Here is a 13,202-nt window from a genome sequence, read left to right as displayed (position 1 = left end):
ACATGAGCAACGAACAGAAGCTTCTCCAGTACCTCAAGCGGGTCACGGCCGACCTGGACGACGCCAACCGGCGCCTGCGGGACACCGAGGACCGCAGCCACGAGCCGATCGCGATCGTCGGCATCGGCTGCCGCTTCCCCGGCGGCGTGCGCTCGGCCGAGCAGATGTGGGACATGCTGGCGACGGGAACCGACACCCTCGTCCCGTTCCCCGAGGACCGCGGCTGGGACCTCGCCGCGCTCTACGACCCCGACCCGGACAAGGCCGGTACCAGCTACGTCCGTGAGGGCGGATTCCTCGACGGGGCAGCCGACTTCGACCCCGCCTTCTTCGGCATCAGCCCCCGTGAGGCGCGCGCCATGGACCCGCAGCAGCGGGTGATGCTCGAAGTCGCCTGGGAGACCCTCGAAGGCGCGGGCATCGACCCGGCGGCCCTTCGCGAGAGCCGCACCGGTGTGTTCATGGGCACCAACGGCCAGGACTACGGTTCCCTGTTCGGCGGCCAGCCGCCCGAGGAGGGCCTGGAGGGCTACATCGGCACCGGCAACGCCGCGAGCGTCCTGTCCGGCCGCCTCTCCTACGTGCTCGGCCTCGAAGGGCCGGCCGTCACGGTCGACACCGCCTGCTCCGCCTCCCTGGTCTCCCTGCACCTGGCCGCCGAGGCGCTGCGCCGGGGCGAGTGCACCCTGGCGCTGGCCGGCGGTGTCACGGTGATGTCCACCCCGCGCGTCTTCGTCGAGTTCAGCCGCCAGCGCGGGCTCGCCTCGGACGGCCGCTGCAAGCCGTTCGCCGCGGCGGCGGACGGCACCGGCTGGGGTGAGGGCGCGGGCCTGCTCCTGCTGGAGCGGCTCTCCGACGCCAAGCGCAACGGGCACCGGGTGCTGGCCGTGATCCGTGGCTCGGCCGTCAACCAGGACGGTGCCTCCAACGGGCTGACCGCCCCCAACGGCCCCGCCCAGCAGCGCGTCATCCGGCAGGCGCTCGCCAACGCGCGGCTGACCGCCGACCAGATCGACGCGGTCGAGGCGCACGGCACCGGCACCAGGCTCGGTGACCCGATCGAGGCCCAGGCGCTGCTCGCCACCTACGGCCGCGGGCGGTCCGAGGAGCGGCCGCTGTGGCTCGGCTCGGTGAAGTCGAACATCGGGCACACCCAGGCGGCGGCCGGTGTCGCCGGCGTGATCAAGATGGTCCTGGCGATGCGGAACGGTGTGCTGCCGCGCACCCTGCACGTCGACGAGCCGACCCCGCACGTGGACTGGTCGGCCGGTGCCGTCCGGCTGCTGGCCGAGGCCAACCCGTGGCCGAGCACCGACACGCCCCGCCGGGCCGGCATCTCCGCCTTCGGCGTCAGCGGCACCAACGCCCACCTGATCCTGGAACAGGCGCCGCAGGACGAGGAGTCGAGCGAGCCCGCCGAGCCGACCGGTCCCCGGCCGTCGGCGGTGCCGTGGATCCTCTCCGCGAAGACGCCCGAGGCGCTGCGCGCGCGGGCCGAGCAGCTGCGCGCCCACGCCGAGGCCGACCCGGAGCTGGCCGTGGCGGACATCGCCCACTCGCTCACCCTGGCACCGCTGTTCGAGCAGCGGGCCGCCGTCACCGCGACCACGCGCGAGGAGTTCCTGGCGGGGCTGGCCGCCCTCCCGGCCGGCGCGACCGCGAGCTCCGGCAGGACGGTGTTCCTGTTCACCGGTCAGGGCTCCCAGAAGCCGGGCATGGGCCGGGAGTTGTACGGGGCCTTCCCGGTGTTCGCGGACGCGTTCGACGCGGTCTGTGCGGAGTTGGACAGGCACCTGGACGGTTCGGTCCGGGACGTCGTGTTCGGCGCGGACGCGGAGCGGCTGAACCGGACGGTGTGGGCGCAGGCGGGGCTGTTCGCCCTGGAGGTGGCGCTGTTCCGCCTCCTCGAATCGTGGGGTGTGCGTCCGGACTTCCTGCTGGGGCATTCGATCGGTGAGGTCGTCGCCGCGCATGTGGCGGGGGTGTTCTCGCTGGAGGACGCGGCCGCGCTGGTGGCGGCGCGTGGCCGGTTGATGCAGGCGCTGCCTTCGGGTGGCGCGATGCTCGCGGTGGCGGTCACGCCCGAGACGGCTGGGGAACTGCTCGCCGGTTGTGAGGGCCTGGTCGATGTCGCGGCCGTCAACGGCCCCCGATCGGTGGTGCTTTCGGGCGATGCGGACGCGATCGCGACGATCGAGCAGGCAGCTTCGGCCGCCGGTCACCGGGTCAAGCGGCTGTCCGTGAGCCACGCCTTCCACTCGCCGTTGATGGAGCCGATGCTGGCTGAGTTCGGTGCGGTCGTCAGCCGTCTGGCGGCGTCCGAGCCGAAGGTCCCGATCGTCTCCAACGTGACCGGTGCCCTCGCCACGGCGGGGGAGCTGACCTCCGCCGACTACTGGGTGCGGCACGTCCGCCAGGCGGTCCTGTTCCGCGACGGCGTCCGCACCGCGGCCCAGCTGGGTGCGACCCGCTTCGTCGAGCTCGGCCCGGACGGCGTCCTGACGGCCCTCGCCCAGGACTGCCTCACCGACACCGACACCGACACCGACACCGACACCGGCAGCGACACCGGAACCGCGAGCGACGGCCACGTCTTCGCCTCCCTCCTGCGCCGCGACCGCGAGGAGCCCCTCGCGGCGATGTCCGCGCTCGGCGACCTCTTCACCCACGGCGTCGCCCCCGACTGGCCGGCGGTGTTCTCCGGCCGCCGCGTCGACCTTCCGACGTACCCCTTCCAGCGTCAGCGCTACTGGACGACCGTCGACCGGGTGGGCGACGTCGCCTCGGCGGGTGTGCTCCCGGTCGGGCATCCGCTGCTCGGCGCGATGGTGGTACTGGCGGACGACGACCAGGTCCTGTTCACCGGACGGCTGTCGGTGAGCGCCCATCCCTGGCTGGCGGACCACGCCATCGCCGGCACCGTCTTCGTGCCCGGAACCGCCTACGTGGAGCTGGCCGTTCGCGCCGGTGACCAGGTGGGCTGCGACCGCATCGACGAGCTCACCATCGAGGCGCCGCTCATCCTGCCCGACCAGGACTCCGTCCAGCTGCAGGTCAGCGTCGGCCGTCCCGACGCGCAGGGCGCCCGCCCGATAAGTTTTCACTCCCGCCACGGGGACGAGCCCTGGACCCGGCACGCCACCGGCCGCCTGGGCGCCGCCACGCCCGCCCGTCCGGCCGGAACACCGGCCGCCACCGCCATGACCGTCTGGCCCCCGCAGGACGCGGAGGAGGTCCCGGTCGAGGGGCTCTACCCGCACCTGGCCGAGGCGGGCTTCGGCTACGGCCCGGCCTTCCAGGGGCTGCGCGCGGTGTGGCGGCGCGGCGAGGAGGTGTTCGCGGAGGTCGAGCTGCCGCAGGAGCGCGAGGCAGGACGCTTCGCCCTGCACCCGGCGCTGCTCGACTCGGCCCTGCACGCCGTCGGACTGGGCGAGTTCGTCACCGACAACCGGCCCAGTCTGCCCTTCTCCTGGTCCGGGGTCACCCTCCACGCGACCGGTGCGTCCGCGCTGCGGGTCCGGCTGTCCCCGGCGGGCACCGACGCCGTCGCCCTGGACGTCGCGGACACGACGGGCGCGCCCGTCGCCACCGTCGAGGAGCTGGCCCTGCGCCCGGTGGCCGGGCAGCAGCGGAAGCACCGGAGCGACTCGCTGTTCCGCGTCGACTGGGCGGCCCAGCCGCTCCCCGAGGCCGCCGACCAGGCCCAGTGCTGGGTCGGTTCGGTCGAGGAACTGCTGGCCCTCGACCCGGTGCCGGCCACCGTGCTGGTGTCCTGCGGCCGGACGGGTGAGCTCCCCGCCGACGTCCCCGCCGACGTCCACGGCGCGACCCACGGCGCGCTCGCCCTCCTGCACGCCTGGCTGGCGGACGCCCGTCACCACTCCTCCCAGCTGGTGTTCGTCACCCGCGCCGCCCTGGCCGTCCGGCCCGGCGAACGGGTGGAAGGCCTGGAGCAGGCGCCGGTCTGGGGCCTCGTCCGGTCGGCCCAGGCCGAGAACCCCGGCAGCTTCCGCCTGGTCGACCTGGACGGCGAGGCCGCCTCCGGCTCCGCCCTGGCGGCTGCCCTGACCCTCGACGAGCCCCAGCTCGCGCTGCGCGGCGGGCAGGCGTTCGCCCCCCGACTCGCCCGGGTGACGGGCGCGCCGGACCAGGCGTCCCCCTGGGACGGCGCGGGCACGGTCCTGATCACCGGTGGCACCGGCGGGCTCGGCGGCCTGCTGGCCCGGCACCTGGCACGGGAGCACGGGGTCCGTCAGCTGCTGCTGACCAGCCGCCGCGGGCCGGCCGCCGAGGGCGCCGCCGAACTCGTCGAGGAGCTCGCGGCACTCGGCGCCTCGGCCCGGGTGGTGTCCTGCGACGTCACCGACCGTACGGCGCTGGCCGAGCTGCTGGACGGCATCCCGGCCCAGCAGCCCCTGGCGGCCGTGGTCCACACGGCGGGCGTGCTGGACGACGGGGTGATCGGCTCGCTCACCCCGGAGCGGGTCGACGCGGTGCTGAGCCCGAAGGCGGACGCCGCCTGGCACCTGCACGAGCTCACCAAGGACCGCGGGCTCTCCGCCTTCGTCCTGTTCTCCTCGGCCTCCGGCGTCTTCGGCGCCCCCGGCCAGGGCAGTTACTCCGCGGGCAACGTCTTCCTGGACGCCCTCGCCCAGTACCGCCGCGGCCTCGGCCTGCCTGCCACGTCGCTGGCCTGGGGGCTCTGGGCCGAGGGCAGCGGAATGGGCGGCCGGCTGGCGAGCGGGGACCGGGAGCGGATCACCGGATCCGGCCTCGCCGCGCTCTCCGCGGCGGAGGGCCTGCGGCTGTTCGACCTGGCGCTGGGCACGGACGAGGCGCTGCTGGTGCCGACGCCCCTGGACCTCCGGTCTCCCGGGGGCTCGGTTGCGGTGCCCGCGCTGCTGCGCGGCCTGGTGCGCGTACCGGTCCGCCGCACCGCCGCCGCGTCGGCGGCCGCCGCGAACCGCACCGACTGGTCGGAGCGGACCCTGCTGGACCTCGTGCACACCCAGGTGGCCGCGGTCCTCGGCCACACCGCGGCGGACGCGGTGGCCGTCGACCGGGCCTTCACGGAACTCGGATTCGACTCGCTCACCGCGGTCGAACTGCGCAACCGCCTCACCACCGAGACCGGCCTCCGGCTGCCCGCCACCCTGATCTTCGACCACCCCAGTCCGGAGGCCCTGGTCCGGCACCTGTGCGCCGAACTCGTCGGGGAGCCCGGCCGGGACGCCGCGGGCGAGCGGCCCGCCGTCCCGAGCGGCCCGGTCGACGACGACCCGGTCGTGGTCATCGGCATGGCCTGCCGCTACCCGGGCGGCGTGCGCTCGCCCGAGGACCTCTGGGACCTGGTCGCGGCCGGCCGCGACGGCATCGGCGCCTTCCCGACCGACCGCGGCTGGGACCTGGACGCCCTGTTCGACGAGGACCCGGAGCGTGCCGGATCCTCCTACGTCCGCGAGGGCGGCTTCCTCCACGAGGCGGGCGAGTTCGACGCGGGCTTCTTCGGGATCTCGCCGCGTGAGGCCCTCGCCATGGACCCGCAGCAGCGGCTGCTGCTGGAGACCGCCTGGGAGACCTTCGAGCGGGCCGGGGTGGACCCGTCCTCCGTCCGGGGCAGCAGCACCGGCGTCTTCGCCGGCGTCATGTACCACGACTACGCGAGCGGGCTCGGCGAGGTGCCCGAGGGCGTGGACGGCTACCTGAGCACCGGCAACGCGGGCAGCGTGCTGTCCGGCCGGGTCTCGTACGCCCTCGGTCTGGAGGGCCCGGCGGTCACGGTCGACACCGCCTGCTCGTCCTCCCTGGTCACCGTGCACCTCGCGGCGCAGGCGCTGCGCCAGGGCGAGTGCTCGCTGGCGCTCGCCGGCGGGGTGACCGTCATGGCGACGCCCACCACCTTCGTGGAGTTCTCCCTCCAGCGCGGGCTCGCCTCCGACGGCCGCTGCAAGTCCTTCGCGGCCTCGGCGGACGGCACCGGCTGGGGTGAGGGCGTGGGCCTGCTGCTCCTGGAGCGGCTCTCCGACGCGCGGCGCAACGGGCACCGCGTGCTGGCGGTGATCCGTGGCTCGGCCGTCAACCAGGACGGCGCGTCCAACGGTCTGACCGCGCCCAACGGCCCGTCCCAGCAGCGGGTGATCCGTCAGGCACTGGCCCAGGCCAAGCTGACCTCCGACCAGATCGACCTGGTCGAGGCGCACGGCACGGGGACGAAGCTGGGCGATCCGATCGAGGCGCAGGCGCTGCTCGCCACCTACGGGCGGGAGCGCCCCGAGGACCGCCCGCTGTGGCTGGGCTCCCTCAAGTCGAACATCGGGCACACCCAGGCCGCGGCCGGCGTCGGCGGCATCATCAAGTCGGTGATGGCCATCCGCGGCGGCCTGATGCCCAAGACCCTGCACGTCGACGAGCCGAGCCCGCACATCGACTGGTCCGCGGGCGCGGTGTCGCTGCTGACCGAGGCCCGACCCTGGGAGGCCACGGGCGAGCCCCGCCGGGCCGCGGTGTCCTCCTTCGGGATCAGCGGCACCAACGCGCACGTCATCGTGGAGCAGGCTCCCGAGGAGCCGGTGGCCGGGCTGTCCGGGCTGTCCGGGCTGTCCGAGCGGTCCGGGCTGTCCGAGCCGTCCGAGCCGCTGGACCGGGCCCCGGTCCCGGCCGAGGCGGTGCTGCCGTGGGTCCTCTCCGGGAAGTCCGCCGAGGCCCTGCGCGCCCAGGCCGGGCAGCTGGCCTCCTACCTGGCGGCGCACCCCGAGCGGTCCGCCGCGGACGTCGGACTGTCCCTGGCGACGGCCCGTACCGCTTTCGAGCACCGGGCCGCCGTGGTGGCGGCGGACCGGGAGGGATTCCTCCAGGGCCTGGCCGCGCTGGTCGCCTCCGAGCCCGTCGAGCACGTCGTCACGGGAAGCGCCCGTACGGCTGCCAAGCCGGTGTTCGTGTTTCCGGGGCAGGGGGCGCAGTGGGTCGGGATGGCGGTGGAGCTGGCGCGGGTGTCGCCGGTGTTCGCGGCGCGGTTGGCCGAGTGCGGGCGGGCGTTGTCGGGGTTCGTGGATTGGTCGCTGGACGAGGTGCTGTCCGATGAGGCGGCGCTGGCGCGGGTGGACGTGGTGCAGCCGGTGCTGTGGGCGGTGATGGTGTCGCTGGCGGAGCTGTGGCGTTCGTTCGGTGTGGTGCCGGCGGCGGTGGTGGGTCATTCGCAGGGTGAGATCGCGGCGGCGTGTGTGGCGGGCGCGTTGAGTCTGGTGGACGGTGCGCGGGTGGTGGCGTTGCGTTCACGGGCGCTGCTGCGGCTGTCGGGCCGGGGCGGGATGGTCGCGGTGCCGGTGGGCCGGGTGGAGGCCGAGGCCCTGCTGGTGGAGGGGCTGTCGGTCGCGGCGGTGAACGGGCCGCGTTCGGTGGTGGTCTCCGGTGCGACGGGGCCGTTGGAGGAGTTGTTGGCGCGGGTGGAGGGTGCGCGTCGGGTGCCGGTGGACTACGCCTCGCACTCGGCGCAGGTGGAGGAGATCGAGGGGGAGCTGCTGGAGGTGCTGGCGGGGTTGCGGCCGGGTACGGCCGGGGTGCCGTTCCTGTCGACGGTGACGGGTGAGTGGCTGGAGGGCGGTGAGCTCGACGCCGGGTACTGGTACCGCAACCTGCGCCGGACCGTGCGGTTCGAGGAGGCCGTGGGTCAACTGGCCGCGCAGGGTCATGTGTTCATCGAGGTCAGCCCCCATCCCGTCCTGGTCCCCGGCCTGGACGCCCCGGCCCTGGGCACCCTCCGACGCCAGGACGGCACCGCGCAGCGCTTCACGACCGCGCTCGCGGAGGCCTTCGTCCACGGCGTCGACGTGGACTGGAACCGGGTGTACCCGGGCGCCGCACGGGTGGACCTGCCGACCTACGCCTTCCAGCGGGAGTGCTACTGGCTGGAGGCCGGCACCGGCACGGGTGACGTGGCCTCGGCCGGTGTGGAGGCCGTCGGCCACCCGCTGCTCGGCGCGGCGGTCGCCCTGGCGGGTTCGGAGGGCACCGTCCTCACCGGTCGACTGTCGCTGCGTTCGCACCGCTGGCTGGCCGATCACGCCGTGAACGGCGTCGTGCTGCTGCCCGGCACTGCCTTCGTCGAGCTGGCGCTGCAGGCAGGCGAACAGGCCGGTTGCGGCCGGGTCGAGGAACTCACCCTGGAAGCACCCCTCGTCCTGCCCGAAACCGGTGCGGTGCAGCTGCAGTTGGCACTCGACCCGGCCGACGCCCGGGGCCGTCGCGCGCTCGCGGTGTACGCGCGCGGCGCGGACGAACCCGGACAGCCCTGGGTCCGGCACGCCTCCGGCGTCCTCTCGGACACCGAGGCGCCCGAGCCGGCCGGACGGGAGGTCTGGCCGCCGGAGCAGGCCGAGAGCATCGCGCTCGACGGGTTCTACCAGGGCCTGGCCGACGCCGGCCTGGCCTACGGTCCGGCGTTCCAGGGCCTGCGGGCGGCCTGGCGGCGTGGTGCGGAGGTGTTCGCGGAGGTCCGGTTGGACCGGGAGCAGCAGGAGGCGGGCCGGTTCGGCCTGCACCCGGCACTGCTCGACGCCGCCCTGCACGCCGTCGGTCTCGGTGCCTTCCTCGACGGGGGCGGGGTACGCCTGCCCTTCTCCTGGAACGGGGTCTCGCTGCACACCGCGGGCGCTTCGACGCTGCGGGTCAGGATCGCCCCGGCCGGCGCGGACGCGGTCTCCCTGACCGTCCACGACGGGACGGGCGCCCTGGTCGCTGGCGTCGACTCGCTCACCCTGCGCCCGCTGGCCACGGACCGACTGGCCGCCCGGGACGCCCTGTTCCGCGTCGAGTGGAAGCAGGTGAACCCGCGAAAGGGGGGTGGCTGGGCCGGTTCGGTGGAGTTGGTGGAGGTGGACACGTCGGGGGGTGTGCGGGCTGCGGTGCACGGGGTGTTGGCCTCGGTGCAGGGGGTGTTGGCGTCGGATGACGCTTCGCGTCGGTTGGTGTTCGTGACGCGTGGTGCGGTGTCGGGTTCGGTCGGGGAGGGGTTGGTGGATCCGGCCGCTGCGGCGGTGTGGGGTCTGGTGCGTTCGGCGCAGTCGGAGCATCCGGGGCGGTTCGTGCTGGTGGATGTGGATGGTTCGCCGGAGGCTTCGGGGCTGCTGGGTGTGGTGGCTGTGGGGGAGGAGCCGCAGGCCGCGGTGCGTGGGGGTGTGGTCTCGGTCCCGCGTCTGGTGCGGGCGGGCCTGGCCTCCTCTTCCTCTTCCTCCTCGTCCTCGTCCTCGTCCTCGGACAGCGTTCCCGGGTTCGCGCCGGGTGGGACGGTGCTGGTCACGGGTGGTCTGGGAGTGCTGGGCCGGTTGGTGGCGCGGCACTTGGTGGAGGTCCACGGGGTCCGTCATCTGGTGCTGACGGGCCGTCGGGGCCCGGACAGCGAGGGTGCCCCCGGGTTCGTGGCGGAGCTGGCCGCGCTGGGTGCGTCGGTGCGGGTGGTGGCCTGTGACGCGGCCGACCGCGCGGCGCTCGCGGAGCTGCTGAACGGCATTCCGGCTGAGCGGCCGCTGAGCGCGGTGGTTCATGCGGCGGGTGTGTTGGACGACGGTGTGGTGGAGTCGTTGACTCCTGCGCGGGTGGACGGGGTGTTGCGTCCGAAGGTGGACGCGGTGTGGAACCTGCATGAGTTGACGTCGGGCCTGGGGTTGTCGGCGTTCGTGGTGTTCTCCTCGGCGTCGGGGGTGTTGGGGGCTCCGGGGCAGGGGAGTTACGCGGCGGCGAACGCGTTCCTGGACGCGTTCGCGCAGTTCCGTCGTGGTCTCGGTCTGCCGGGTGTGTCGTTGGCGTGGGGTCTGTGGGCCGAGCGCAGTGGGATGACGGCGGGTCTGGGGTCGGTGGAGGTGGGGCGGATCTCGCGGGGCGGGATGCTGCCGTTGTCCACCGAGGAAGGCCTGGCACTCTTCGACGCGGGCCTCACCCACGACCACCCCGTGCTGGTGCCCGCCCGCATCGACCTTCCCGCCCTCCGGGTACAGGCCCGCGAGGAGGGGCTGCCGCCCCTGCTCCACGACCTCGTGCCCGCGGCGCCGAAGCGCGGCTCCCGGGACGCCTCGCCCGCAGCCGATCTGACCGATCCGCTCGCCCTGGTCCGTACCCATGCGGCCGCGGTCCTCGGGTACGCCGGGCCCGACCAGGTCGATCCCGACCGGAAGTTCCTGGAGATGGGCTTCGACTCGCTGACCTCCGTGCGCCTGCGCAACCGGCTGAACACAGCGGCCGGGCTCACGCTCAGCGCCATGGCGGTCTTCGACCACCCGACGCCCCGGCTCCTGGCCGACCACCTCCGGGGTGAACTGACCGTGCCGGAGGCGCCGGTGGCGGCGGAGCCCGCGGGCACCATCGGTCTGCTCTACCGGCAGGCCTGCGCCGACGGCAAGGTGGAGGAGGCGACCGATCTGCTGATGGTGGCCTCCCGGCTGCGGCCGTCCTTCCCGGTCGCATCGGTGGAAGGCACCCGGCAGCTCCTGGAGCCGGCCCGCCTCGCGGAGGGCCCCACGGAGGGACCTGCCGAGGGCCTCGCGGCATCGGCACTGGTCTGCCTGCCCTCGCTGACGGCCATGTCCAGCCCGCACCAGTACGCCCGCTTCGCGGCAGGGTTCGGACGGCGGCGCGCGGTGTCCGCGCTTCCCCTGCCCGGCTACCTCCAGGGCGAGGAACTGCCGGACAGTGCCGAGGCGATCGTCGAACTCGTCGCCCGGTCGGTGCTGCACGACGCCGCCGGCAGGCCGTTCACCCTGGTCGGTTACTCCTCCGGCGGCTGGCTGGCACACGAGGTCGCCGCCCGTCTGGAAGGGCTCGGCAGCCCGGCCGCGGGGCTGGTCCTGCTCGACACCTTCCTGCCGGGCGAGGCCGCCGATCCCGCCTTCCGCAGCGACATGGTCAAGGCCATGTTCGACCGGGAGGAGGAGTACGGCTGGACCACGGACGCCCGACTCACCGCGATGGGCGGCTACTTCAGGCACTTCCACGGCTGGACGCCCGAGGTGGTCTCGACCCCGACCCTGCTGGTGCGGGCGGAGCGGTCGCTCGGCGGCCGGCGGGCCTCCTGGCCGCTGACGCACACCCCCGTGGACGTCGACGGAGACCACTTCACCATGCTGGAGGCCGCCGCCGGCACCGCTGCCGACGCGGTGGACGACTGGCTGCGGACCGTGCAGCCGGAGCACAGCACCGAGGGAAAGACGACCCAGCAGTGAGCATACGTACCGAATCCGACCCGACACCCCGTCAGGGCCTCGGCCCCGAGGTGTGGAAAGCCGCCACGGTGGTGATCCTGGGGTCGACCATGTCCTTCCTGGACTCGACGATCGTCAACGTCGCCCTCAAGGCGCTGGGGTCCGGCCTCGACGCCCAACTCGACACCATCCAGTGGGTGGTGACGGCCTACCTGCTCGCGGTCGCCGCGGCGATCCCGGTCTCCGGTTGGGCGGCCCGGCGCTACGGGGCCCGGCGCACCTACGTGGCCGCGGTGGTCGTCTTCACGGTCGCCTCCCTCCTGTGCGCCGCGGCCCAGACCTCCGGGCAGCTCATCGCCCTCCGGGCCCTGCAGGGGCTCGGCGGCGGTCTGATCATGCCCGTCGGGCAGATCATCCTCGCCAGGGCGGCCGGACCGATGAACCTCCCGCGGGTGATGGCGGTCGTCGGAGTGCCCATCGTGCTCGCACCCGTCTTCGGACCGTTCGCGGGCGGACTCCTGCTCCACTACGCGGACTGGCGGTGGATCTTCCTCGTCAACCTGCCGGTGGGAGCCGTGGCCGTGCTGTGCGCACTGCGCCTGCTCCGCGCCGACGGCCCGCAGGACTCCGCCCCGCTCGACCCGCTCGGCCTCCTGGCCGTCTCCGGAAGCATGGTCGCCCTGACCTACGGGTTCGGCGAGAGCGGCCGGCACACCTCGGCCGTCGCGCTGCTCGCGATCGCCGTCGGCGCGGTGCTGCTGGCGCTGTTCGTCGTCCGGACCCTCCGGACCGCGCACCCGCTCTTCGACATCGGGCTCTACCGCGATCCGGTCTTCCGAGCGGCCTCGCTCACCACGGTCTTCCTGTCCATGGGCATGTACGCCGGCATGGTGCTGATGCCGCTCTACTTCCAGAGCGTGCGCGCTGCGGACCCGGTCACCACCGGTGTGCTGCTGCTGCCGTCCAGCGCGGGCGCCGCCGCGGCCACCTGGCTCTCCGGGCGGGTCGTCGAACGGCTCGGCGGCGGGCGCACCGCGTTCCTCGGGGCGGCGCTGAGCCTCGCCGCGGCGGTACCGTTCGTCCTGGTCGGGGCGGACACGCCGTACGCGGTGGTCGGCACGGCCATGCTGCTCTCCGGCTTCGGGGCCGGACTGTCCGTGATGCCGGCCATGACCTCGGCCTTCCGGGCCGTCGACCCGCGCAAGATCAGCGACGCCTCGCCGCAGATCAACATGCTGCAGCGGCTCGGGGGTTCGATCGCGACGGCGGTGTTCGTGGCCGTCCTGCAGAACGGCCTGGACGAGGCGGGGGACAGCGCGGACGGCAGGATGTCGGCGTTCACCACCACCTTCTGGTGGTCGCTGGCCGCAGCGGCGCTCGCCGCGCTGACCGCCCTGACCCTGGCCCGCGCCCAGCGGCGCGGGCCCGCCCCGGTCAAGGCCGAACCGGACGCGCGGGAGACCGTTCCCCAGCCGCGCGCATGACCGTCGACCGGCCGCCGCTGCCCGGGAGGCAGCGGCGGCCCGGTTCCCCGACCCACTTGGAACCCGTCAGAAGGCCGAGGCCTGACATGTCACTCACCGTGCCGATCCGCGTCGACGAGCGGCAGGACGAACTCTCCGAACTCGACCGGTCCCTCATCCGGATGATCCGGCGCCGCGCCGAACTGGTCGGTGAGATCGAGGAACTCCGTCGGGCCGCCGGCCTGCCCCGGACCGAACTCACCAAGGAGAACCGGATGTTGAAGGAGTACCAGAGCGGCCTCGGCCGGCCGGGCGTCCAACTCGCCCTGCTGCTGCTCGAACTCGCCCGTCGCCGGCCCTAAGGCGTGTCCGGCCGTAGGGCCGGCGCCAAGCACCTCAGTCGCACCAATCCGATGGGAAGCACCACATGACCGAGATCTCGGCCATCCTCGACACGATCCTCAGCTCCGACGCCACGTCGGCGGACTTCGCGGCGATCAAGCTCCCCGAGTCCTACCGGGCGGTCACGCTCCACAAGGACGAGGAGCAG

General features: G+C 74.0%; 3 protein-coding genes. All 3 read left to right on the top strand.

Features of this window, described 5'->3' with window-relative positions; translation table 11 throughout:
* The first annotated feature begins 2 nt into the window (after positions 1 to 2).
* The 3 genes from ACZ47G_RS32535 to ACZ47G_RS32525 all read left to right on the top strand — a co-directional run bounded on the left by ACZ47G_RS32535 (position 3) and on the right by ACZ47G_RS32525 (position 13,014).
* Positions 3 to 11,210, top strand: coding sequence for an SDR family NAD(P)-dependent oxidoreductase (locus ACZ47G_RS32535; protein WP_465748902.1), 11,208 nt, complete (start codon positions 3 to 5; stop codon positions 11,208 to 11,210).
* Positions 11,207 to 12,673 (top strand): DHA2 family efflux MFS transporter permease subunit, encoded by a 1,467-nt coding sequence (locus ACZ47G_RS32530; RefSeq protein ID WP_465748900.1) that lies wholly within the window; start codon positions 11,207 to 11,209, stop codon positions 12,671 to 12,673. Before ACZ47G_RS32535 ends, ACZ47G_RS32530 begins: the two co-directional genes overlap by 4 nt.
* 86 nt (positions 12,674 to 12,759) lie before the next feature.
* Positions 12,760 to 13,014 (top strand): chorismate mutase, encoded by a 255-nt coding sequence (locus ACZ47G_RS32525; protein ID WP_380464067.1) that lies wholly within the window; start codon positions 12,760 to 12,762, stop codon positions 13,012 to 13,014.
* Positions 13,015 to 13,202 lie beyond the last annotated feature (188 nt).

It is taken from the genome of Kitasatospora sp. NPDC030952, assembly GCF_055571335.1.
This window is presented reverse-complemented; position numbering and strand designations above follow the sequence as displayed.

What these genes read in the sequence shown, in the direction of transcription:
- ACZ47G_RS32535 (WP_465748902.1), top strand. Translation starts at nt 3, where the DNA reads ATGAGCAACGAACAGAAGCTTCTCCAGTACCTCAAGCGGGTCACGGCC.
- ACZ47G_RS32525 (WP_380464067.1), top strand. Translation starts at nt 12,760, where the DNA reads ATGTCACTCACCGTGCCGATCCGCGTCGACGAGCGGCAGGACGAACTC.